This window comes from Marinobacter sp. F4216 (genome assembly GCF_019931195.1).
Lineage (GTDB): Bacteria > Pseudomonadota > Gammaproteobacteria > Pseudomonadales > Oleiphilaceae > Marinobacter > Marinobacter suaedae.
Genome location: NZ_JAIOUO010000006.1, coordinates 21,838 through 46,159, shown reverse-complemented (window position 1 = coordinate 46,159; position 24,322 = coordinate 21,838). Strand labels below are relative to the sequence as shown.

Genomic DNA, 24,322 nt, shown 5'->3' with positions numbered 1-24,322 from the left:
TCCTCCTAGAGCCTCATCGGCATGACAACATACAGACAACGATTGTCTGTCTGCGATTCAATCAGTGCGCTGCTGTTGGGGTTCGACAGGGTGATCTTCACCTGCTCCTCATCCAACGCGTTCATTACGTCTACCAGATAGCCTACGTTAAAACCGATCTGCAGGGATTCGCCCTGGTACTCCACCGGCAGCGCGTCTTCGGCCTGTTCCTGGTCCGGGTTGTTGGCGAACACCTGCAACTGATTCGATGACAGGTTGAGCCGAACACCCCGAATATTCTCGTGGGACAGGATACCTGCCCGCTGAAGGGTGTTCTTCAGCACCGACCGGTCCGCCATGACAATTTTGTCGCCACCCCGTGGAATGACCCGGTTGTAGTCGGGGAACTTGCCTTCGATCAGCTTGGACGTGAAGGTGTAGGCACCCACGGTCGCCCGCAAATGATTCTCACCAATCACCAGGGTCACCGGGTTTTCCACATCATCCAGCAAACGGGCCAGTTCCAGCACACCTTTACGGGGCACGATCACCTGTCGCAATTCGGGACAACCGGTGGCCATTTCCTGATGCGCCATCGCCAGGCGATGCCCGTCGGTGGCTACCGTGCGCACATGGCCCTGATCCACTTCCAGCAACAAACCGTTCAGGTAATAGCGAACGTCCTGCTGGGCCATGGCAAATGCGGTGGCATCCAGCATCCGACCCAGTTCCTTCTGCGGCAATTCCAGACGAAAACTTTCGTCCTCATCTTCCACGTTCGGGAAATGTTCCGCCGGCAATGTGGACAGAGTGAAGTGGCTCGGGCCGCTGCGTACGTGCAGCCGATCCCCTTCCAGTCCCAGCTCGATGGGCGTTTCCTCGCTCAGTGCGCGGCAGATATCGGCCAGCTTGCGAGCCGGCACGGTGATCCGGCCCGGCTGGTCCACGTGCACCGGCGTGACACGTCCAATAAGCTCCACTTCCATATTGGTACCGGTCAGCGTCAGGGTATTGTCTTCGGCCACCAGCAACACATTGGACAGCACCGGCATGGTCTGCTTCTTTTCCACAACCCCGGCAATGCTTTGCAGAGGAGTCAGGAGGGATTCACGGCTGATCGTCAGTTTCATGGCACTCAGCTTCGTTGTCGGTTTAAAGAAAGAAGGTTTATTCCAAACACGACCACCGGCATCAGGTGGTCAGCAATCGCATAAAATTCTGGTAGTCCTCGCGGATGCCCGGGTCAGTCTCCTGCAGTTCGACAATCTTCTTGCAGGCGTGCAACACCGTGGTATGGTCCCGGCCGCCAAAAGCATCGCCGATTTCCGGCAGGCTGTGATTCGTCAGTTCCTTGGCCAATGCCATCGCCACCTGCCGGGGACGCGTGACTGTCCGGGTCCGTCGCTTTGACAACAGGTCCGCTACCTTGATCTTGTAATACTCAGCCACCGTACGCTGGATGTTGTCGATACTCACCTGCTTTTCATGCAGGGCCAGCAGATCCTTGAGGCTCTCCCGGATAAACGGTGGGGTAATCTCCGAGCCAGTGAAGTGAGCATTCGCTATCACCAGACGAAGCGCCCCCTCTAGCTCTCGAACATTCGACCGGATTTTCTGGGCAATAAAGAAAGCCGCTTCGCTGGACAGTTTCACGTTCGACTGATCTGCCTTCTTCATCAGAATCGCCACCCGCGTTTCCAGCTCCGGCGGTTCCACCATCACCGTCAGTCCCCAGCCGAACCGGGATTTCAGTCGTTCTTCCATGTCCACGATTTCTTTCGGGAACCGGTCGCAGGTAACGATCACCTGTTGCCCACCTTCCAGCAGCGCATTAAAGGTGTGGAAAAACTCCTCCTGGGACCGTTCCTTGCGGGCGAAGAACTGTATATCGTCGATCAACAGTGCATCCACCGACCGGTAGTACCGCTTGAATTCGTTGATTGCGTTCAGCTGCAGGGCCTTGACCATATCCGCCACAAATCGCTCTGAACGCAGATAGGCCACTTTCGCACGGGGATTCTTGCGGACGATCTCGTTACCAATGGCATGCATCAAATGGGTTTTACCCAGGCCCACGCCACCGTAGAGAAACAACGGGTTGTAAGCGCCTCCGGGGTTTTCCGCCACCTGCATGGAGGCCGCCCTTGCCAGCTGGTTGGACTTACCCTCGACAAAGGTTTCAAAGGTAAAGCCTTCATTAAGATAACTCTGGTGCTTGATGTCACCTTCCACCTGCACCGACCGGCGCTCGGTGTCGGCTGGCCTGGCCGCAGGCGCTGTGGTGGCTGTTGCGGCCACGCCTTTTTCTTCTTCCGTCAGCCGGCCGCCACTTTCTTCCTGCACTTTGCTTTTTTCTGGCTGTGGCGCCTGCGACCTCGCGACCGGTTCCCCCGCCTTGGGCGCAGACCCCACCTTCAAGGTCACTCTCGGCGCCTGGCCCCCACCGATATCCTTTAATACTTCTTCTATACGGCGCAGGTATTTTTCGTTCACCCAATCCATCACAAAGCGGTTTGGGGCAAACAGCATCAACTGCCCGTCCCGCTGATCGGATTGCAGCGGTCTCAGCCAGGTATTGAACTGTTGTGCCGGAAACTCGTCCCGGAGTATTTCAAGACATTGATGCCACATACGGTTTGGCACGTTGGCCAGCTCCAAAGTTCTACAACGGCACTCGTCGAAACGACCTTTCTTCATTTCAACAGGCGGACTGCGGATTTTACCCTGACACCCTCTTCAGTAAAAGGCTCACTCGCACTTCATGAACACCCTGTGGAAACTTTTTATAAGGTTTTTCATTTTGTTACGCACTTACCTACAGGCTTGTGTACAGAAAATTTCTTTCTTTGCAGTTACCCACACCCTTGTGTGTATACCCTGGGTTCAAGCTCGTGATGAGTACAGGGACAACCAGTGGGATAACTCCACCGAATCCCGGAAAGCCACTTTGTCCACATTTCCTATCAACGATGTCCACAGACCTTAAGGCCGTTTTTCAAGCCCCTTATCATCAAGCCATCACGCTGACCTTAAAGTGTTTTTCTTGGTTATCAACAGAAAACGGATACCCTAATAACAGTAATAAATATCTTTTAAAAAAATTCTAAAAAGACTTATTAACTCTTATTAGTCATTCGCCTGTTCCAGAATTCTCAGCCGTCCGCGTTTTCACGTAATACCCGAACGCTCAGAAGCATTGAATTCCAGACCGTATTTGCATAGAATGCCGCTCCTGTTTTGGCTGTACATTTTCCAGCCAGTTTGGAACTCCCAATTTACGAACTGTGAGATCATCACCATGAAAAGAACGTTTCAACCGAGCGTCCTGAAGCGTAAGCGCGTTCACGGCTTCCGTGCCCGTATGGCAACTGCCAATGGCCGCAAGGTAATTGCCCGTCGTCGCGCCAAGGGTCGCGCACGCCTGTCTGCGTAATCCCGTTCGCCTCATGAAGGCTTTGAGTTTCCCGAAATCACACCGTCTGCTACGACCAGCTGATTACGGCAAAGTCTTCAATGACGTGCAGATCAAGGTTCCTCATCGGAATTTTCTGATCCTGGCCACGCCGAACCAACTCGGCCACGCCAGGATCGGCTTGATCTTCTCCAAGAAGAACCTGAAGCTCGCCGTCCAGAGAAACCGGATCAAGCGTCAGGTCAGGGAAAGTTTTCGCCAGCAGCACCATCTGCCGGAAATGGATATAGTTCTTCTGGGCCGTCAGGGACTCAAAGACCTGGATAATCGGGCGATTCAGAAGGCACTGAGCGACCTCTGGCGACGACTGAACAAAAAGCATCAGCTCTCTCAGACGACCGAGGCTCCCCCTGCCGATCTCTCAGATAGGAGATAGGGTCAATGCGCAAACTCCTGCTCTTACCCATTCGCTTCTATCAGTACGCCATCAGCCCCATGATGGCTAGCCATTGCCGACACTACCCAACCTGTTCACAATACGCCGTCGAAGCCATTACGCATCACGGTGCCCTGAAAGGCCTTTTGCTTGCGACCAAACGATTGTCGCGATGCCATCCCTGGTCTGAAGGCGGTTACGATCCGGTACCTGGCACAGAACCACAACCTGTAGCATCGTGTGACCGACACGAGCTTGGGCCCAAGGCTCATTCACCAACTACTATCCGAACCAGACATTAATTTTATGGATATTCAACGCTTTGTCTTGTACGCCGGACTCGCCATCGTCAGTTACCTGATGGTGCTTTCCTGGAACGAGGATTATGGTCAGCCGGTAGAAACGGCCCAGGTCAGTGAAACCGCCTCCATCGAAGGTGGCACCGATGGCATGGTGCTTCCCCAGGAAGGCTCCGGCTCCAACACCGGCGAAGAGTTCTCGGTACCAGGAACCTCCAGTGATGAGCAGGCACCAGCTGCCAGCGATTCGGACGTAGCCAACCGGTTCATCACCGTTGAAACCGATGTGTTGAAACTGACCATCGATCGTGTGGGCGGCAATCTGGTTCGCAGTTCCCTGCTCAACTACGACGAATCACTGAATAAGCCCAAGCCGCTGGAACTCTTAACCAGCACCGAGTTCCGCACCTATGTGCTGGAAAGCGGTCTGATCGGCCGTCAGGGGCCGGACAGCCGTTCCAGTGGTTCAGCTCCGGTCTATCAGGCCAGTACCGATGCCTTTACCCTTTCTGAGGGTGAAGATCAGCTGACCGTGGATCTGAAACTGACCACCGAGCAGGGCGTCAACCTGACCAAGCGTTACATCTTCGAACGGGACAGCTATCAGGTGGACATCCGCTACCTGATCGACAACCAGTCCAGCGAATCCTGGCAGGCCAATTTCACCGGCAAGATTGTTCGTGATCAGGCCCCGGACCCCACCAGTCAGAACACCATGGGCATTCAGGCCTTCCTGGGGCTGGTCGTCAGCACTCCGGAAGATCCCTATGAAAAGATCGATTTGAGTGATCTGTCTGAAACACCTGTGAACCAACAGGTCACCAACGGCTGGATGGCCTTTTTGCAGCATTACTTCCTGACTGCCTGGGTGCCGGACCGCGACCAGCTTGCTCAGTTCCAGACTACCCGTCGGGGCTCTTTGCACGTGATGGGCTTCGTTTATCCGGCAACCAAGGTTGCCCCGGGTGAGAGCGCTGAAGTGGGTGCTCAGGCCTATGTCGGTCCCAAGATCATCGATCGTCTGGAAGCCATGGCTCCAAACCTGGACCGTACGGTGGACTTCGGCTGGCTGTTCTTTATCTCCCAGCCCCTGTTCATCATCCTGGACTGGTTCCACAGCCTCGTTGGTAACTGGGGTGTGGCGATTATCCTGTTGACCATTCTGGTCAAAGCTGTGTTCTTCCACCTGTCCGCCACCAGCTACCGGTCCATGGCCAAGATGCGTGCGGTTGCGCCCCAGCTGACCCGCCTGAAGGAACTGTACGGTGACGATCGCCAGCGCATGTCCCAGGAGATGATGGCACTGTACAAGCGGGAAAAGATCAATCCGCTCGGTGGCTGTCTGCCGATCCTGGTCCAGATGCCGGTGTTCATTGCCCTGTACTGGGTACTGTTCGAAAGCGTTCAGTTGCGCCACGCGCCGTTCATGCTGTGGATTCAGGATCTGTCCCAGATGGATCCGTACTTCATCCTGCCGATCCTGATGGGCGCCAGCATGTTCCTGCAGATGCACCTGAACCCAACACCACCGGATCCCATGCAGGCCAAGATCATGAAGATGATGCCGTTCATCTTTACCGTGTTCTTCCTCTGGTTCCCGGCCGGTCTGGTTCTCTACTGGCTGGTCAACAACATCCTGTCCATTGCCCAGCAGTGGTACATTACCCGCCAGATTGAAGCACAAGTGGCAGGCAAAAACCGGTAAACGGTTTATCCTGATCCAGACAGAGGCTCCTTCGGGAGCCTCTTTGGTTTTGCCAGAAAGGAACACCCATGACCTCATCGTTCGATACCATTGCCGCCATTGCCACAGCCCCCGGACAGGCTGGTGTGGGTATCGTCCGGGTCTCGGGCCCGGCCGCCGGGAAGATCGCTCAGCGCATACTGGGCTATGAGCCCAGGCCCCGTTACGCCCATTACGGACCCTTCCTGGATTGCGAAGGCGAGCTGATCGATGAGGGCATCGGCCTGTTTTTCCCCAACCCGAATTCGTTCACCGGGGAGGATGTGTTCGAACTTCAGGGTCACGGTGGAACCGTCATTCTGGATCTTCTGCTCAGGGAGGTGTGCGACCTGGGAGCTCGGCTGGCCCGTCCTGGCGAGTTCTCGGAGCGGGCATTCCTGAACGACAAGCTGGATCTGGCCCAGGCGGAGGCCATTGCCGACCTGATTGAAAGCAGTTCCGAGCAGGCTGCCCGCTGCGCCGTACGTTCCATGCAGGGGGTGTTTTCCCAGCGGGTCAACGATCTGGTGGATGCGGTCACGCACTTGCGTATCTACGTCGAGGCGGCAATCGACTTTCCCGAAGAGGAGATCGATTTCCTTGCCGATGGTAAGGTTGCGGCCGATTTGCAAGGTCTGCTCGAGCAGCTGGAGACGATTCTGGCCGAGGCCCAGCAGGGCACTATCCTGCGGGATGGCATGAAGGTAGTGATCGCCGGCCGGCCCAATGCCGGGAAATCCAGCTTGCTTAATGCGCTGGCCGGACGCGAGGCGGCGATTGTCACCGCCATCGAAGGCACCACCCGGGATGTGCTGCGGGAACATATCCACATCGATGGCATGCCCCTGCACATCATCGATACCGCGGGTCTGCGGGACAGCCCTGATGAGGTGGAACGTATCGGCATCGAGCGGGCCTGGGAAGAAATCCGCCAGGCCGACCGCATCCTGCTGATGGTGGATGCGACCACCACCCCGGAAACCGAACCTCACGAGATCTGGCCGGACTTCATTGACCAGTTGCCGGCAAATGCGCCGGTATCGGTGATTCGTAACAAGGTCGACCTGTCTGACGAGCCGGTGGGCATCAGCGCCGCGCCCCATCATTCCGCACCGGTAATCCGGCTGTCGGCGAAATCCGCCGAAGGGCTGGAAGTACTGCGGGACCACCTGAAGCAGTGCATGGGCTTTGCCAGTACCACCGAGGGTGGCTTCCTGGCCCGGCGCCGGCATCTGGATGCCCTTGAGCGCGCCAGAGAGCTCCTGGTACAGGGACAAAATCAGTTGGAAGGGTACGGAGCAGGGGAGTTGCTTGCCGAGGATCTACGGGCGGCTCAGGATGCGCTGGGAGAAATCACCGGTCACCTGTCGCCGGATGAACTTCTGGGCAAGATCTTCAGCAGTTTCTGTATCGGGAAGTAGCGGGTCCTCATTCGTAGAGGCTTCTTCCCATTACGAAAACTAACAATTTATCTCTGCCACAGCGCAGCAGCCTAGGTAAACTCCCTCGGATTTTCCGGAGCCTACCGTGGTTTCCGACGCTCATGTTTTACTGGTTAAGGAGATAACCTGTGCAAAAGATCATCGCTTTCTTCGTTGCCGTGCTGGGTTTTACCAGCGTTTCAGTTCCTGCCCTGGCGACTGAAAAACTGTATATCTACACCGAGAATTTTCCTCCCTACAACATGAGTTCCACCGGGCGGGCCTTCGAGCATACCGGTGAAGGAATTGATGGCCTGTGTACCGAGTTGGTGAAGGCAGTTCTTGACGCGTCTGAACTGGATTATGTCATCAAGCTGCGCAACTGGGACTACGGTTACAACCGGGCATTGAGCAAGAAGAACCATGGTATTTACTGCACCACGTATACCGAAAACCGTGCGCCTGAGTTCCAGTGGGTTGGACCGCTGACCAGTAACCTGTGGACCGTTTTTGCACCGGCCGGCTCGGATCTGGAGATTGATAGCCTGGAGGACACCAAAGACATGCTTTATGCCGGGTATCGGGGGGATGTCATGACCGAGTACCTGCTGGAGCGTGGCTATCAGGTCTCTGAAATGGAAAGTGACGACGTGAACCCCAAGCGCCTGGAGTTGGGACAGGTAGACCTCTGGATTGCGGATCGTCTGGCGGGTCCTTACTTTGCGTCACAGCAGAATGTGGAAGGACTGGTGCCTGTTTACTCGTTCAATAACACGGAACTGTACCTTGCCATGAATCTGGAAACCCCCGATGAGGTCATGGATAAGCTGAATGAAGGGCTTGAAACCATCAAGCGTAATGGTTTGTACGAGGCGCTTCAGACCAAATACGGGCTCTGACAGAGCACTCCGTTGTCTGCACCAGGGGGAAGCCGATCGCTTCCCCCTGGTCATGAACAAGGTGCCTAAACCAGCCGCCTGCTTTTGTCGGTCTCAGCGGGTGCAGGCCATATCGCCCGCCTCGAGTTGCATCATCGTATTCGCTGGCGCGAGCATGGTGGTGGCATGGCCCAGCGCCCTCGGCAACAGGCGCTGATAGTAGAATTCCGCCGTCGCCAGCTTGGCCCGGTAGAAGGCCTCGCTCTCCTCGCCACCGGTGTCCAGCTTTGCCACCGCCACTGCTGCCTGTCGGGCCCAGATGTAGGCCATGGTCACGTAGCCGCTGTACATCAGAAAGTCGGTGGCTGCCGAGCTGACCACATCCCGGTCCTTGCGCGCGGCCAGCATGACTCTGACCGTGAGCCAGTTCCACTGGCCTGTCAGTTTCAGCAGCTCCAGTGCCATCGGGCGGAGCTGACTGTTGGTCAGGTGTTTGCGGGCGAAGTTGGCGACCTTCAGGGTGAATTCCCGGACGGCGCCGCCTCTGGTCATCAGCAGGACCTTGCGGCCAAGGAGATCCAGCGCCTGGATGCCGGTGGTGCCCTCGTACAGGGTGGCAATGCGGGTATCCCGGACAATCTGTTCCATGCCGTGTTCGCGGATGTAGCCGTGGCCGCCGAACACCTGCATACCCAAATTGGCCGCCTCATTTCCCAACTCCGTGAGGAAGCCTTTCAGGATCGGGGTGAGGAAGCCCAGCTTGTCGTCGTACTTATCCACAGCCTCTTGGTCCCCGCGCATATGGCCATCGACCATGTGGTCGGCCAGCCGGGCCGCGTAATACAGCATGGCCCGGCCGCCCTCGGCAATGGCCTTCTGAGTCATCAACATACGGCGCACATCGGCATGGTAAATCAGGGCATCGGCCACCTGCTCCGGTTCCTTCTTGCCGGACAGCGCCCGCATGGAGCGGCGTTCCCGGGCATAGTCCAGTGCCCATTGATAAGACAGCTCGGCGGGCCCGACACCCTGGATGGCGGTGCCGATGCGCGCGGTGTTCATAAACGTGAACATGCATTCCAGGCCCTGGTTCTCCGGGCCGATCAGATAGCCCGTCGCATGGTCGAAGTTCAGCACACAGGTGGCTGACGCCTTGATGCCCATTTTTTTCTCGAGTCCGCCGCAGGTCACACCGTTCCGCTCTCCGACACCACCGTCCGGGGTGGGCAGGAACTTGGGCACGATAAACAGGCTGATACCCCGGGTGCCCTTGGGCGCATCCGGCAGGCGCGCCAGTACGATGTGAATAATGTTCTCGGTGAGGTCATGATCCCCGGAGGAGATGAAAATCTTGGTGCCGGTCAGCTGGTAGCTGCCGTCGGCCCGGGGCTCGGCCCTGGTCTTTACCTGGCCCAGGTCGGTGCCGCACTGGGGTTCGGTCAGGCACATGGTGCCGCTCCAGCGGCCCTCAACCAGGGGTTCCAGATAGGTCTGCTGCTGCTCGTCACTGCCGTGCAGAAACAGCGTATTCATGGCCCCGAGCGACAGGCCCGGGTACATAGAAAACGACCAGTTGGCGGTGCCCATCATTTCCTGCTTGAACAGGCCCATGGAGGCAGGTAGTCCCTGGCCGCCAAACTCCTCCGGAGCGGACAGGCCCTGCCAGCCCCCGCTGGCGTATTGCTGGTAGGCGTCCCGGAAGCCGTTGGGGGTTCTGACCTCACCATCCTCCAGCCGGCAGCCTTCCTCATCGCCGGTCTGATAGAGCGGACTGAGCACTTCCTCGCAGAACCGGCCACACTCATTCAGTACCGCGTCGACAATGTCTGGGGTGGCGTTGGCGCCGGTGCTCAGAGTGCGATAGTGGCCGGGGTAATCGAACACTTCGTTGAGCAGGAATTTCATATCGCGCAGTGGTGCTTTGTAACTGGGCATACCGGATCCTCGCTGGTCAGCATCTCGGAGAGGCGCGGGGCTTGCTGCCTCCAATAGCGCAGGTTTTACGGCATTCCTGACGGGCTGCCATTGACGAAAACCGCTTTGGCCTTTGTCAAAAGAGCGAATTGGCCGAAATGACGGACAGGGAACCCGACCATCTCGTTGCTGATCGGTGACCGGCGAAGAGGCGTATGAGTTGAAGGGCCAAAGGCGTTTATCCACAGACCATTACGAGTGTAAAAGTCATGCAAATTCCGATTGATAGAGGCCTCTCAACTGGCCTGATTCGCCACCTGTGGTTACTGTGTTGTGTCTGGATCCTGACGGGCTGCGCCGGACCCTCCCTGGAGGATTACGACACCCGGGAACCGGCCCTGGTTCCCAGCGAGTTTTTCGTCGGCAATTTATCCGCCCGCGGTGTGGTCAAGGATTTCTCTGGTGAAGTTGTTCGCACCTTCGACGCCGATATCAAAGCCAGTTGGACCGACGATGGCATCGGTACGCTGGATGAAGTGTTCCGCTTCGATGATGGTGAGGTGCAAACCCGGGTCTGGACCCTGACACCGGTGGAAGACGGTTACCGGGCTACCGCCGGTGATGTGGTGGAGCCGGGCCTGATGCGCTGGCAGGGAAATGCGATCCATATGAATTACGTGCTTCAGGTGGCCTATGGCGATGGTACTCTGGATGTACGAATGGACGACTGGATGTACCTGGTGACCCCGGACACGCTGATCAACCAGACCACCATGAGTAAATGGGGCATCGATGTGGGCGAGGTGGTGCTGGTTATCCAGAAGCGCCCCTGACACTAAGGAAAACGACGGAATTTTATGGGTAAACAATGGCTGGTTGCGTTGATATTGGTGGTTTTCGGACTCGGTGCTCTGTTCACCTTCGAAAAGCTGGGTACGAACACCGCGGCCGACGGTCAACGGGAGCGGCCAGCCCAGGTAGTTAATACTCGCTTACCGGAGACGGCTACGGTAAGCGACGTGGTGAAGTCTGTGGGTAGCCTCAGCGCCCTGAGGGCGGTTGAATTGACGGCCGAAGTGAGCGGGCGGGTGGTCTCACTCAACCTGATGCCCGGAGCCAAGGTCGCGCAAGGCGAGATGTTGGTGCAGTTGGATGATCGCCAGGCCACGGCCGACCTCCAGGTGATCGAAGCACGTCTGGCCGAAGCACGCCGGCAACTGAAGCGGGCTCAAAGCTTGCGCGCCAACAACAGTATTTCCCAGTCCCAGGTGGATGAATTGGCCACCACTGTCCGGATCGCCGATGCCGAACGTGAGGCAGCGGTGGTGCGGCTGGAGAACCATCGTATCCGGGCACCTTTTGCAGGTGTGGTTGGCCTGAGCGACCTGTCTGAAGGGGCCTACATCGCCGTCGGCACGATGCTGGCCACGCTGGATGAGGTTGATCGGATGGAATTGAAGTTTTCCATCCCCGAACGATTCCTGGCCGATTTACGCGTTGGGTTGCCGGTCGAGGGATCTTCGCCAGCGTATCCCGACCAGCCCTTCAGCGGTGAGCTGGCGAAACTGGGGACCCGGGTAGACCCGGTTAGCCGCACCTTGCCGGTCCGTGCGTTGATCAATAATCCGGAGGGTCGGTTGCGGCCCGGTCAGTTTATGTCAGCGACCGTCACGCTGCAGGAGCGCGAGGCGTTGGTGATTCCAGAGCAGGCAGTAATGGTGCGCGGGGACGAGCATTATGTGTTTGTTGCCGAGGATGGCGTGGCCCGACGCGTGTCGGTAGGCATCGGTGCCCGGATGCCGGGCAGGGTGGAGATCACCCGTGGGCTGAGTCCGCAGGACGCTGTGGTCGTCACTGGCCAGGATCGACTCAGCAGCGGTGAACGGATTCGGGTGGTCGATGACCAAAACGCGATACCGGACAACCGGTTCCTCGGTGCTCTGGAGTCTTCCTGACCATGGTGTTGTCGGATATTTCCATCAAACGTCCGGTCTTCGCCACCGTCGTTAGCCTCCTGATTGTGGTGTTCGGCGTAGCTGCGCTGCTGGGGTTGCCGGTCCGGGAGTATCCCGACATCGACCCGCCCGTGGTGTCCATTGCCACCAATTACCCGGGTGCGGCCGCAGAAGTGGTGGATACCCAGGTAACCCAGATCATCGAGGGCGCCATCAGCGGTATCGAGGGTATCCGTTCCATCGAATCCTCCACCGAGCAGGGCGAATCCCGCACCAGTGTGGAGTTTTCCACAAGCCGGGATGTGGATATTGCCGCCAATGATGTCCGCGATGCGGTTGCACGGGTGGCCGACCAGTTGCCGGATGAAGCCGATGCACCAACCGTCAGTAAGGCGGATTCCGATGCTCGTCCGGTGCTGTGGGTCACCCTGCGCAGTGATCTGTGGGACAGTGCCGAACTGACCGATTTCGCCGACCGGGTATTGGTGGATCGGTTATCGGTGCTGGAGGGCGTGGCCAATGTGATCATCGGTGGCGAGCGACGCTATGCCATCCGGATCTGGCTGGACCTGGAACGGATGGCCGCCCGGGATATCACGGTGGCCGAGGTCGAACAGGCGCTGCGTAGCAATAACGTCGAGTTTCCCGCCGGATCGGTGGATTCCGCTACCCGTACGTTTACTGTCCGTGCCGATGGCCGGTTATCCACAGTGGAGGAATTCCGCTCCCTGGTGCTGCGTCGGGACGACGCCAGCCTGCTGAGGCTGGGTGATGTGTCTGATGTCCGGATGGGGGTGGAATCCGACATTACCCGGTTGCGTGCCAACGGGGAGACCGCCGTTGGTCTGGGCATCATTCGGCAGTCAAAATCCAACATCGTGGCAGTGTCCGATGCTGTAAAGGCTGAACTGGATGCGATTCGCAGCACATTGCCGCCTGAAATCACGCTGACCAGAAGTTACGACGAATCCATTTTCATTCGGGCCTCCACCCGAGAGGTGCTCACCACTCTGGCCATCGCCGTGTTGCTGGTGGTGCTGGTCATCTTCATCTTCCTTCGGTCCTGGCGGGCGACCCTGATCCCGGCGGTGACCATACCCGTTGCTGTTATTGGGGCCTTTATCGGGCTCGGGTTCTTGGGCTTCTCGATCAACGTACTCACCCTGTTGGCGGTCATTCTGGCCATTGGCCTGGTGGTGGACGATGCCATTGTCATGCTGGAGAACATTCAGCGCCGGATTGATCAGGGGGAGCCGGCGTTGCTCGCCTCCTACCGGGGGGCCCGGCAAGTGGCATTCGCGGTGGTTGCCACCACACTCACCCTGGTGGCGGTGTTCGTACCGATTTCATTCATGGGCGGTAATGTGGGCCGCCTGTTTGCCGAGTTCGGCTTTACCCTGGCGGCTGCGGTGGTGGTCTCCAGCCTGGTGGCACTGACTTTGACTCCCATGCTGTGCTCAAAGTGGCTGCGCCACAGCCCGGAAACCGACGAAGGACATCGCCTGTGGGCTGCCTCGGAACGGGTGTTCCATGCCCTGACCCGGGGCTACGAGCGGTTGCTGGTCGCCTCCCTGCGTCTGCCGGGCTTATTGATTGGCCTGGGGCTGGTGGGCACCCTGATTTCGGCACTGGTCTACCCGAAACTGGCCCAGGAATTGGCGCCGACCGAAGATCGGGGCATCATCATCCTGCCCACCAGCGCACCCCGCGGGTCGACGGTGGAATATACCGACCATTATGTGCGTCAGGTCGAACAGATCCTGATGCCGTACCTGGAAAGCGAGGCTTCGGACCGGTTTCTTGCGATCGTGGGCTTCCGTGACGAGGAGGACAACGCGTTCCTGATTATGGGGCTGACGCCCTGGGAGCAGCGAAGCCAGAAGCAGCAAAACATCACTAATGAACTGCGCGCCAAACTCGGCCAGGTGTCCGGTATCCGGACTGTGGCTGTGAATCCCTCCGGCCTGGGACGGCGTGGTTTTGGCCAGCCTCTGGAGTTTGTGATTGCCGGGCCGGATTACGCGTCCGTTCAGGCCTGGAGTGAGGAAATACTGGAACGGGCCAAGGAAAACCCGAATCTGTTGAATCCGGATATTGATTTCGAACTCACCCGACCCGAGCTTCGGGTGTCCATCGACCGGGAGCGGGCGGCGGATCTAGGCATTACCGTACAGGACGTGGGTACTACCCTGCAGACTTTGCTGGCATCCCGAAATGTCACTACCTATGTCGATCGGGGCCAGGAGTACGACGTGATTCTGCAAGCGGCGGAGCGCGATCGCGCCACTCCGGAGGATCTGGGGCAGATCTTCATGCGCACCCGGGACGACGGCGAACTGATTCCCTTGCAAGCGTTGGTGTCTGTCGAGGAAGCGGGCACCAACCCTGACCTGAAACGTATTGACCGGCTCCCGGCCGTGGTGCTCAGTGCGTCGCTGGCCGAGGGCTACGATCTCGGCTCGGCGCTGAAGTACCTCAACACCCTGGCTGTGGATAACCTGCCACCGGAGGCCCGAACCAGCTACCAGGGCCTGGCCCGGGAATTTGAGGAGTCTTCCGCAGCGGTCTATATCACCTTTGGTTTGGCCTTTCTGGTGGTGTTTCTGGTGCTGGCTGCCCAGTTCGAGAGCTGGATTCATCCGCTGATCATCATGTTGACGGTGCCGCTGGCAGTCACCGGTGCTCTGTTGGCGCTCTGGTGGTCGGGCATCAGTCTCAATATCTACAGCCAGATTGGCATCATCATGCTTCTCGGTCTGATGGCCAAGAATGGCATCCTGATTGTCGAGTTCGCCAACCAGCTTCGTGACCGGGGCTACGATATCCGGGAGGCGATTCTCAAAGGCGCCAGTCTGCGTTTCAGACCGGTGCTGATGACCACCATATCGACGGTGTTTGGAGCGATTCCACTGGTATTGGCGACGGGCGCTGGTGCCGAGAGCAGGGCGTCCATTGGCGTGGTCATTCTGGGTGGTCTGGTGTTTGCCACCACATTGACGCTGTTCTTGATTCCGGTGCTCTATAACCTGCTGGCCCGCTTTACCCGTCCCACCCGTGCCATTGAGCAGGAGCTGGATCGCCTGGCCTCCGGTTCTTCGGGAGGCGCTGGCACGGCGTCTGCTCCGCAGGGCAGGGCAGAAAATTTCTGATTCTTCGGCCAGTCAGGATCCCCTTTACAGGGTGGCGGGAAACGCTATGGCAAAGGTCGCCTACTCGGGCTAGGTTACTCATGGTAATGGTCTCTGGACCTGCTCGGCGTTACTGCTTTCCATGCCTCAGCAACCGCCGGTACAGAGCGTTGTCCTGCTTCGGGTTTCCGCCCCAGCGCAGTGCAAGAAAGCAAACGGCTTGTGGATAAGTGCATCAAAAGGACGCCTATGGCAAAGCACAGTCAGTTCCGGTTGTTGGCCGAGCGACGTTTCCTGCCCTTTTACCTCACCCAGTTTTCCGGGGCGTTTAACGACAACCTTTACAAGAATGCCTTGCTGCTGTTGATAACGTTCAGCGCGGGCGGTGTGATGGGGATGTCCGTCAATCTGGTGGTTAACCTCGCGGCCTTTCTGTTCATCCTGCCGTTTTTCCTGTTTTCCGGCATTGCCGGCCAGCTTGCAGACCATTATGAAAAGTCCCGTATTATCCGCTGGGTCAAGCTGGCAGAGATCCTGATCATGGGGCTGGCCGCCGCCGGTCTCTGGTTTGGCTGGTATGAGTTGTTGTTGGTGTTGCTGTTTCTGATGGGCACCCAGTCCACGTTCTTTGGACCGGTAAAATACGCGATTCTTCCACAGGTTCTGTCCGACGATGAGCTGGTGGGCGGCAATGGTCTGGTGAGCATGGGTACCTTTGTCGCCATCCTCCTCGGTACCATTGCGGCAGGCTTGTTGATGACGCTGGAAGCTCCGGCGCGCTATACAGCGGTGGCCGTTGTGGTCATGGCGGTTCTCGGGTATCTGGCGGCCCGGCAGGTACCACCGACTCACGACCGGCATTCCGCGGTGACGGTGCGTCTTCGTCCGGTGGTGGAGACCTGGAGGTTGATGATATTGGCGGCACAGCGTCGTCAGGTTCTGCTGGCCATCCTCGCCATTTCCTGGTTCTGGTTCCTGGGCGCGGCCTACCTCACCCAGTTTCCGAATTTTTCCCGGGTTCATCTGGGTGGGGACGAGACCGTGGTCACCCTCCTTCTTGCACTGTTCACGATCGGCATTTCCGTGGGTGCGTCCCTGTGCGAGCGATTGACCCGGCACAGGGTGTCCCTCAAGCCCGTGCCCTGGGGGGCGCTGGGGTTGAGCCTGTTTGGTATCGACCTGTTCTTTGCTGTGCCGGATTTCCCGGAGTCTTCGATCTGGCTGACGTTCCTGACCAACCCAACCTATCTCCGGGTGCTGATCGACCTGATCGGAGTGGGTATCTCCGGGGGGCTGTTTATTGTGCCCCTGTATGCGTTTATCCAGCATGAAACGCCCGCTCACCAGCGGGCACGAATCATCGCCGCGCTGAACGTGATCAATGCGCTGTTCATGGTGATCAGCGCCTTGGCGGGTATGGTTGTACTGGGGATTATGAATGTGGATATCCCGGGTTTTCTGTTGTCTCTATCTCTGCTTAATGGCGTCGTTCTGGCGCTGGTTACCTATCTGCGTACCCGAGAGTTTTCGGTTTCTGTGGATAAATAGTTGAACAACCTTCGTATAATCCGTGGATTAAAATTAAAAAAGCTTTATATACCAATTAATTGACGTTGTTTTACATGTTCCGTAAGCGTCTTTTTGCTTGTGGATATTTTTTTGAAAACTCTTCTGAACAGGTTTCTACAAGGCGCTGAAAAGCTGTGGGTTTCGGCAAATCCCTACGGTTGTCCGCATGATAACTGGCAGTTTCTGGGCGCGTTTCGGTCTGTACCACTTCCACCGGTCGTTCACGGTGGTTAAAATTTGCACATTCACACTGCATTTTGACAGGCGAGACGTTATACTCGCCGCCCTGTTTTTATCCCCCTGATTTCTGAGGTGAACTGTGGATTTTCCGACCCGTTTCGATGTCATTGTCATTGGTGGCGGTCATGCCGGTACCGAGGCCGCTCTGGCGGCAGCGCGCATGGGCTCACAGACCATGCTGCTGACGCACAACATTGAGACCCTGGGGCAGATGTCCTGTAACCCGGCCATCGGGGGTATTGGCAAAAGTCACCTGGTGAAGGAAATCGATGCCCTCGGCGGCATCATGGCGAAAGCGACCGACCAGGCGGGAATCCAGTTCCGCATCCTGAACAGTCGCAAAGGGCCCGCCGTCAGGGCTACCCGAGCCCAGGCGGATCGAGTCCTCTACAAGGCCGCAGTGCGTCATGCGCTGGAGAATCAGCCCAACCTGACACTGTTCCAGCAGGCAGCAGATGACCTGATTGTGGAAAACGACGTGGTGACCGGTGTGGTCACCCAGACCGGCATTCGATTCCGCGCACCCAGCGTGGTGCTGACCACCGGCACGTTCCTGGGTGGCGTTATCCACATTGGCATGCGGCATCACGCCGGCGGGCGTGCGGGTGATGCGCCTGCCAACGCTCTGGCTGCGCGCCTGCGGGAGCTTCCCTTCAATGTGGGTCGTCTGAAAACCGGTACACCCCCGCGTATCGATGCCCGCTCGGTGGATTTCTCCGTGATGGACGAGCAGTGGGGCGATAACCCGACACCTGTCATGTCGTTTGTGGGCAGCCGGGATGAACATCCGGAACAGATCTGCTGTTATGTGACCCGCACGACGGAACAGACCCACGACATCATCCGCAGCGGCTTTGATCGTTCGCCCATGTTTGCCGGCAACATCGAGGGCGTCGGGCCACGCTATTGCCCGTCCATCGAGGACAAGGTCAATCGCTTTGCCGACAAGGACTCGCACCAGATTTTCGTCGAGCCGGAAGGCCTGACCACCAACGAACTCTATCCGAACGGGATTTCCACCAGCCTGCCGTTCGATATCCAGCTGGCGGCGGTGCGCTCTATCCCGGGTTTTGAGAATGCTCACATCACGCGCCCGGGCTATGCGATCGAGTATGACTACCTGAATCCGCAGGATCTGCGCCATACCCTGGAAACCAAGTTCATCGGTGGCCTGTACTTCGCGGGCCAGATCAATGGCACCACCGGCTACGAAGAAGCCGGTGCCCAGGGCTTGTTGGCCGGTATTAATGCGGCGCTAAGAGCGCAGGAAAAAGACGAGTGGTACCCGCGCCGGGATGAGGCATATTTGGGGGTTCTGGTAGACGACCTGATCACCATGGGCACCAGCGAGCCGTACCGTATGTTCACCAGCCGGGCGGAGTATCGCCTGATTCTGCGGGAAGACAACGCCGATCTGCGTCTGACCGATGTAGGCCGAAAACTGGGCCTGGTGGACGATGACCGCTGGCAGAAGTTCAACGAAAAGCGTGAGGCTATTGCCCAGGAGCGGACTCGTCTGGAGTCGACCCGGATTCATCCGAACACCGACGCGGGGGAGCGGGCCAATGGCTTCCTGAAGCAGCCGCTGAATCGGGACCAGTCGCTGGCGGAGCTGTTGCGTCGTCCGGAAATCGACTACAGCCACATTGCCGACATTGGTGCGGAACGGGTGAGTGATGCCAACGTTGCCGATCAGGTGGAAATCGAGATCAAGTATGAGGGGTACATTTCCCGCCAGGCGGATGAGATCGAGCGTCTGCGCCGGAACGAAAATACCCGTCTGCCCGTCGATCTGGACTACGACCAGATTGGTGGCCTGTCCAATGAAATCAAGCAGAAACTCCAGGCCGTGCGCCCGGAAACCGTCGCCCAGGCGTCCCGGATTCAGGGCGTGACCCCGGCTGCGGTCAGCCAGATTCTGGTGCATCTCAAGAAGCGTGATCTGCTGAAGAAGCAGAGTGCCTGAGCCGCGCCTATGACCAATTCACTCTGGCAGCGCCAGCTCAGCGATGGGCTGGCGACCATGACTATCTCCCTCAGCGAAGGCCAGCAGGAACAGTTGCTGGCCTTTCTGGCTTTGCTCAACAAGTGGAATCGGGCCTACAACCTGACCGCCGTCCGTAATGAGACGGAAATGGTGTCGCGACAACTGCTCGACAGTCTGAGCATCCTGTCCTGGGTACAGACCGATCACCTGCTGGATGTAGGCGCCGGCGGTGGTTTGCCGGGTATTCCGCTGGCGATCGCTCTGCCGGATAAACAGTTCACCCTGCTCGACAGCAACGGCAAGAAGACCCGTTTCCTCAACCAGTGTGTTCTGGAGCTGGGTCTGAACAATGTGTCGGTCATCCATGGTCGCGCTGAGGATTGCCAGCCTGAGCAGCCTTTCACTCAGATCAGCAGTCGGGCGTTCACGGCACTGGAAAACCTGGTGGACTGGTGTGGTAGCTTGTTGGCGAAAGAGGGCGAGTTTCTTGCCATGAAAGGCCAGTTTCCGGATGATGAAGTGGCTGCCCTTCCTGCCGGTTGGCAGGTAAAATCCCGTCATACCCTGGCGGTTCCCGGATCAGACGGTGAACGCCACCTTCTGGTGGTTGGCCGGGCATAGCAATTCCAGACATCCCCAAACAGGAGACCAGACATGGCGTGCGTGATCGCAGTGACCAACCAGAAAGGCGGCGTGGGAAAAACCACCACCTGTGTCAACCTTGCTGCGTCTCTGGCTGCCATAAAGCGCCGGGTTCTGCTGGTGGATATGGATCCGCAGGGCAACGCCACCATGGGCAGTGGGGTGGATAAAAACGCCCTCAAGCTCTCTGGTTACGATGTGCTGACCAAGCGAGCATCGGCTGCAGAGGTGGTCTTTCTGGCCGAGGCATCGGGGTTCAAGCTGCTACCGGCCAATGGGGATTTGACCGCGGCCGAAGTTGAACTGATGAATGAAATCGGTCGTGAGCACCGCCTTCGCCTGGCTCTGAACAGCGTTCGTGATGACTACGACTACATCCTGATCGACTGCCCGCCGTCACTGAGCCTGCTCACGGTCAACGCCCTGTCGGCTGCGGACTCGGTACTGATCCCGATGCAGTGCGAGTACTACGCACTGGAGGGGCTGGCCGCACTGATGAACACCGTCGAGCAGATCCAGGAAACCGTCAACCCGGAGCTGGAGATCGAAGGTCTATTACGCACCATGTACGACCCCCGAAACAGCCTGACCCTGGATGTTTCTGCCCAGCTGAATGAGTATTTCGGTGACAAGGTCTATCGTGCCGTTATTCCCAGAAACGTACGTCTCGCCGAAGCGCCCAGTTATGGCATGCCGGCCCTGAAATACGATCGCGCCTCGAAAGGGGCCGTGGCTTATCTGGCCTTGGCTGGCGAAATGGTGCGCCGGCATGGCGCAAAAAAGACATCTGAGCCGGTTGCGGTGTAACATACCGTCCTGTCATTGACTGACATCGATCGAATTACAACAGGAAGAATGACTGACACCATGGCGGCGAAGAAAAGAGGATTGGGTGAGCGTGGACTTGGCGCCCTGCTGGCGGGTTCCAAGGTGAATCTGGATCAGGAAGTGGCCGAACACGACGGTGAACTGCGTGAAGTACCCATCGATCTGATTCAGCGCGGACGCTACCAGCCCCGCCGGGACATGGATCCGACCGCGTTGCAGGAACTGGCCGACTCCATTCGACAGCAAGGGGTCATGCAACCGGTGGTCATTCGTCCGATCGGTGAAGGCCGCTATGAACTGATTGCCGGTGAACGTCGCTGGCGCGCTACCCAGATGGCGGATCTCGACCGCATTCCGGCCATCATCCGCGATGTACCGGATGAAGCGGCCATCGCCATGGCGCTGATTGAGAATATTCAGCGGGAAAACCTGAATGTTATTGAAGAAGCCTTCGCCCTCCAGCGCCTGCAGGACGAATTCGGATTGACCCAGGCGCAGGTGGCCGAAGCCGTGGGCAAGTCCCGCACCACCATCACCAACCTGCTCCGTTTGATCAGTTTGACCGAAGACGTGCGATTGATGCTTGAGCACGGCGATCTGGAGATGGGCCATGGTCGCGCCATGCTAACCCTGCCCCCGGAGCAACAGATGCAGGTGGCCAAGCAGGTGGTCGCCAAGTCTCTTTCGGTTCGCCAGACTGAGGCCCTTGTTCGTCGAATCCAGCAGGAAAAACCCGGTGACCAGAAGCGGGAGCCGGCTGCCCTGGATCCCAATATCCGGGCCTTGCAGGATGACCTCGCTGAGCGCCTTGGCGCCCGGGTCTCCATTGCGCACGGTCAGCGTGGTAAGGGCAAGCTGGTGATCGAATACAGCTCTCTGGACGAACTCGATGGCATATTGGGCCATATCAAGTAATTTGTGACCAAGGCATCGTTTTCGGTGCCATTTTGTAGCACTGAATCGAGCGGCTACACAACATGTAGTGGTCCTTCATCGTTTGTTCGCCTATTTGTGTCCCAACCCCCGAAATCCCTCTGCGCAAGCAGTTTTGCGCCGCCTAACCGGCCCCGCGTTTTGTTGATTCACATCACTTGAACACATATAATCTCCGCGCTCGTATCGGTGTAGTTGTCTACTTTTTGAACTGCAACGGGTTAATGCACCGTATTCCCGGGAAGAAAATGACGAAACCAGCTCCACGCGGTTTACACCGCCCACCGATTGCACGGTGGTTTTTTTTACAAGGTGTAGTGTTGGTGGTGGTTAGCCTGGCGTTTCTTGGTTTGCGCGGTCAGGTATCGTGGTATTCAGCGCTTTTGGGTGGCACCATTTTTTTGCTGTCCAACGGTTATTTTGCGCTCAAGGCATTCCGCTACTCCGGCGCGCGGTCTGCCAAACAGATCATGAATTCTTTTTACAAGGGTGAGGCCGGCAAGCTCATCCTTTGCGCCGTTGGTTTCACAATGGTGTTCAAATGGATTCAGCCGCTCGACATCGCGGCACTCTTTTTAACATTTGCGATCATGCTGGTTACCAATTGGTTTACGCCAATGCTGGTGGGCAGCAAAACGCAGCAAAGCTAACTGGACCTGGGAACCCGTTATGGCAGGAAGTGCATCCGAATATATAAAGCATCACCTCCAGAACCTCACCTACGGCAAACTGCCAGCCGGCTATGAGCGGGCTGACGGAACCGTACTCGAAGAATCAACCTGGACACTCGCCCACACCGGGCAAGAAGCCTCTGACATGGGCTTCTGGGCTCTTCATATCGACTCACTTGGCTGGGCCATTGGTCTGGGCGTTCTGTTCCTTTTCCTGTTCCGCATGGCCGCCAAGCGCGCGACATCCGGCCAGCCGGGCGGATTGCAGAACTTCGTGGAAGTCATGGTCGAATTCGTTGATAACAGCGTAAAAGAGACCTTCCACGGGAAAAACAAGGTTATTGCGCCCTTGGCACTGACCATCTTCTGCTGGGTTTTCCTGATGAACCTGATGGACCTGGTGCCGGTAGACTTCCTGCCGCAACTGTTCCATATGATGGGCCTTGAGTACATGAAGGTGGTACCGACCACGGATGTGAACGTGACGTTGGGTATGTCCCTGTCCGTGTTCGCTCTGATCATCTACTACAGCCTGAAAGTGAAGGGCGTGGGTGGCTTCCTGGGCGAATTGACCCTGCACCCGTTCTCTTCTGACAACCTGTTCCTGAAGATCCTGCTGGTTCCGGTGAACCTGCTGCTGGAAGGCGTGAGTCTGATCGCCAAGCCGATCTCCCTGGCTCTGCGTCTGTTCGGTAACCTGTATGCCGGCGAGCTGATCTTCATCCTGATTGCGCTGCTGCCGTTGTGGGCGCAGTGGACACTGTCTGTACCCTGGGCGATCTTCCACATTCTGGTCATCACCCTGCAGGCATTCATCTTCATGATGTTGACGATCGTGTACCTGAGCATGGCTCACGAAGACAGTCACTGATCGGACACCATTGAGACGTAGTTTTTAAACCCTAACCCCTTAAATTGAAACTTAACTAAAACTAGGAGTTATCATGGAAACTGTAGTTGGAATGACCGCTATTGCTGTTGCACTGCTGATCGGCCTGGGCGCCCTGGGTACTGCAATCGGCTTTGGTATCCTCGGTGGCAAATTCCTGGAAGGCGCTGCGCGTCAGCCGGAAATGACCCCGATGCTGCAGGTCAAAATGTTCATCGTTGCTGGTCTGCTTGACGCCGTAACCATGATCGGTGTTGGTATCGCTCTGTTCTTCACTTTCGCCAACCCGTTTGTCGGCCAGATCGCCGGTTAATTGAGTCTGTCACCGGGGCCCCGACCCCGGTCAATGATTCTGAACGAAACAGGCGAGAGGTGAAGACGTGAACATTAATCTGACGATGATTGGTCAAGCCATCGCGTTCTTTATCTTTGTCGTCTTCTGCATGAAATACGTGTGGCCGCCGATTATGGCCGCACTGCAGGAGCGTCAAAAGAAGATCGCTGACGGACTGGCTGCTTCTGATCGTGCAGCGCGCGACCTGGAACTGGCTCAGGAGAAGTCTGCCCAGGAACTGCGCGAAGCAAAGCAGCAAGCAGCAGCCCTGATTGAAGAGGCCAACAAGCGTGCCGCCCAGATTGTGGAAGCTTCCAAAGATGAAGCCCGCAAGGAAGGCGACAAGCTGATTGAGCAGGCCAAGGCCGAAATTGAGCAGGAGCGCAATCAGGCTCGTGACGCTCTGCGTGCAGAAGTTGCCGCAATTGCTGTCGCCGGTGCTGAGAAAATCCTGGAAACCTCTGTCGATGCCTCCAAGCACAACGAAATGTTGGAAAAACTGGCGGCAGAACTGTAAACGACGAGGTTCATCATGGCAGAACTGAGAACGCTGGCCCGACCCTACGCTAAAGCAGCATTTTCCGCCGCTCAGGAGCTGAATCAGCTCGCCGAGTGGGACAAGGTGCTGACCGTGGCTGGTCAGGTCACTGCGAATGCAGACATTCGACGGCTTCTCGCAAATCCGGGTCTCGAAGAGCAGAAGAAAGCGGAACTCATCCTGGAGGTTGCCGGCGAAGAGGCGACCGATCAGGTTCGCAATTTCTTCTCGGTGCTCGCTGGAAACCAGCGTCTGGCGCTTCTTCCGGAGATTGCAGTGCTCTTCAACACGTACCGGGCTGACCTGGAGCGCACTGTTGACATTGACGTCACCTCAGCATTTGAGCTGACGGACGAACAGCAACAGAAGCTCGCCCAGGCACTGTCCGAGAAACTCGAGCGGAAAGTGTCACTCGCAGCGTCGTTGGACAAGTCTCTGATTGGTGGCGCCGTCATTCGCACTGGCGATCTGGTCATCGACGCATCTGTACGCGGAAAGCTGAAAAAGCTGGTCGAGACTCTGGGCTCCTGATTTCAGCACAAGGTT

Annotated in this window: 22 protein-coding genes; 19 read left to right on the top strand and 3 right to left on the bottom strand. The window is 57.4% G+C overall.

Translation table 11 applies throughout. From position 1 onward, the window contains the following. Positions 1-5: 5 nt before the first annotated feature. Entirely contained in the window at positions 6-1,109 is a 1,104-nt protein-coding gene (dnaN, locus tag K8I84_RS12315; RefSeq protein ID WP_223795072.1) for a DNA polymerase III subunit beta, read from the bottom strand. Between the two features lie 61 nt (positions 1,110-1,170). After that, the gene (dnaA, locus tag K8I84_RS12310) at positions 1,171-2,622 is read right to left on the bottom strand and encodes a chromosomal replication initiator protein DnaA (RefSeq protein WP_223795071.1); all 1,452 of its coding nucleotides are present in this window, start codon (positions 2,620-2,622) and stop codon (positions 1,171-1,173) included. Between the two features lie 655 nt (positions 2,623-3,277). On the opposite strand from dnaA, the gene rpmH reads away from it, so the two are divergent. The 6 genes from rpmH (at position 3,278) to K8I84_RS12280 (ending at position 8,169) form a co-directional block, all read left to right on the top strand. Then, positions 3,278-3,412, top strand: coding sequence for a 50S ribosomal protein L34 (rpmH, locus tag K8I84_RS12305; RefSeq protein ID WP_004579611.1), 135 nt, complete (start codon positions 3,278-3,280; stop codon positions 3,410-3,412). Positions 3,413-3,425: 13 nt separating this feature from the next. After that, positions 3,426-3,827 (top strand): ribonuclease P protein component, encoded by a 402-nt coding sequence (gene rnpA / locus K8I84_RS12300; protein WP_223795070.1) that lies wholly within the window; start codon positions 3,426-3,428, stop codon positions 3,825-3,827. A gap of 5 nt (positions 3,828-3,832) precedes the next feature. Then, a complete protein-coding gene (gene yidD, locus K8I84_RS12295) occupies positions 3,833-4,129 on the top strand; it encodes a membrane protein insertion efficiency factor YidD (protein WP_223795069.1) in 297 nt (98 codons plus the stop codon). Between the two features lie 4 nt (positions 4,130-4,133). Further along, positions 4,134-5,831, top strand: a complete 1,698-nt coding sequence (gene yidC / locus K8I84_RS12290) for a membrane protein insertase YidC (protein ID WP_223795068.1) — start codon at positions 4,134-4,136, stop codon at positions 5,829-5,831. 68 nt (positions 5,832-5,899) lie between these two features. After that, positions 5,900-7,270, top strand: a complete 1,371-nt coding sequence (mnmE, locus tag K8I84_RS12285) for a tRNA uridine-5-carboxymethylaminomethyl(34) synthesis GTPase MnmE (RefSeq protein ID WP_223795067.1) — start codon at positions 5,900-5,902, stop codon at positions 7,268-7,270. Between the two features lie 149 nt (positions 7,271-7,419). Then, complete coding sequence (locus K8I84_RS12280) at positions 7,420-8,169, top strand: substrate-binding periplasmic protein (protein WP_223795066.1); 750 nt, start codon at positions 7,420-7,422, stop codon at positions 8,167-8,169. A gap of 93 nt (positions 8,170-8,262) precedes the next feature. Here the strand turns inward: K8I84_RS12280 and K8I84_RS12275 are convergent, their stop codons facing one another. Further along, positions 8,263-10,083, bottom strand: coding sequence for an acyl-CoA dehydrogenase C-terminal domain-containing protein (locus tag K8I84_RS12275; RefSeq protein ID WP_223795065.1), 1,821 nt, complete (start codon positions 10,081-10,083; stop codon positions 8,263-8,265). A gap of 248 nt (positions 10,084-10,331) precedes the next feature. On the opposite strand from K8I84_RS12275, the gene K8I84_RS12270 reads away from it, so the two are divergent. From K8I84_RS12270 to K8I84_RS12210, 13 genes are all read left to right on the top strand, one after another. After that, positions 10,332-10,895 (top strand): DUF3833 domain-containing protein, encoded by a 564-nt coding sequence (locus K8I84_RS12270; protein WP_223795064.1) that lies wholly within the window; start codon positions 10,332-10,334, stop codon positions 10,893-10,895. A gap of 24 nt (positions 10,896-10,919) precedes the next feature. After that, complete coding sequence (locus tag K8I84_RS12265; protein WP_223795063.1) at positions 10,920-12,017, top strand: efflux RND transporter periplasmic adaptor subunit; 1,098 nt, start codon at positions 10,920-10,922, stop codon at positions 12,015-12,017. A 2-nt stretch (positions 12,018-12,019) separates the two neighbouring features. Then, positions 12,020-15,166 carry an efflux RND transporter permease subunit gene (locus K8I84_RS12260; protein ID WP_223795062.1) on the top strand — a complete coding sequence of 1,049 codons (3,147 nt, stop codon included), beginning with the start codon at positions 12,020-12,022 and terminating at the stop codon, positions 15,164-15,166. A 228-nt stretch (positions 15,167-15,394) separates the two neighbouring features. Beyond that, positions 15,395-16,693 carry an MFS transporter gene (locus tag K8I84_RS12255; RefSeq protein WP_223795061.1) on the top strand — a complete coding sequence of 433 codons (1,299 nt, stop codon included), beginning with the start codon at positions 15,395-15,397 and terminating at the stop codon, positions 16,691-16,693. A gap of 340 nt (positions 16,694-17,033) precedes the next feature. Then, complete coding sequence (gene mnmG / locus K8I84_RS12250) at positions 17,034-18,920, top strand: tRNA uridine-5-carboxymethylaminomethyl(34) synthesis enzyme MnmG (protein WP_223795060.1); 1,887 nt, start codon at positions 17,034-17,036, stop codon at positions 18,918-18,920. 9 nt (positions 18,921-18,929) lie between these two features. Beyond that, on the top strand, positions 18,930-19,562 hold the full coding sequence (gene rsmG / locus K8I84_RS12245; RefSeq protein WP_223795059.1) for a 16S rRNA (guanine(527)-N(7))-methyltransferase RsmG: 633 nt from the start codon (positions 18,930-18,932) through the stop codon (positions 19,560-19,562). 33 nt (positions 19,563-19,595) lie between these two features. Continuing rightward, positions 19,596-20,390, top strand: coding sequence for a ParA family protein (locus K8I84_RS12240; RefSeq protein WP_223795058.1), 795 nt, complete (start codon positions 19,596-19,598; stop codon positions 20,388-20,390). A gap of 60 nt (positions 20,391-20,450) precedes the next feature. Next, the gene (locus tag K8I84_RS12235; protein ID WP_223795361.1) at positions 20,451-21,326 is read left to right on the top strand and encodes a ParB/RepB/Spo0J family partition protein; all 876 of its coding nucleotides are present in this window, start codon (positions 20,451-20,453) and stop codon (positions 21,324-21,326) included. Between the two features lie 266 nt (positions 21,327-21,592). Next, entirely contained in the window at positions 21,593-21,994 is a 402-nt protein-coding gene (locus K8I84_RS12230; RefSeq protein ID WP_223795057.1) for a F0F1 ATP synthase subunit I, read from the top strand. A gap of 19 nt (positions 21,995-22,013) precedes the next feature. Beyond that, entirely contained in the window at positions 22,014-22,886 is an 873-nt protein-coding gene (gene atpB / locus K8I84_RS12225) for a F0F1 ATP synthase subunit A (RefSeq protein WP_223795056.1), read from the top strand. Positions 22,887-22,959: 73 nt separating this feature from the next. Beyond that, positions 22,960-23,217, top strand: coding sequence for a F0F1 ATP synthase subunit C (gene atpE / locus K8I84_RS12220; RefSeq protein WP_012138088.1), 258 nt, complete (start codon positions 22,960-22,962; stop codon positions 23,215-23,217). Positions 23,218-23,284: 67 nt separating this feature from the next. Next, positions 23,285-23,755, top strand: coding sequence for a F0F1 ATP synthase subunit B (locus K8I84_RS12215; protein ID WP_223795055.1), 471 nt, complete (start codon positions 23,285-23,287; stop codon positions 23,753-23,755). A 15-nt stretch (positions 23,756-23,770) separates the two neighbouring features. Next, positions 23,771-24,307: a F0F1 ATP synthase subunit delta gene (locus K8I84_RS12210; RefSeq protein WP_223795054.1), complete on the top strand. Its 537-nt coding sequence runs from the start codon at positions 23,771-23,773 to the stop codon at positions 24,305-24,307. Positions 24,308-24,322 lie beyond the last annotated feature (15 nt).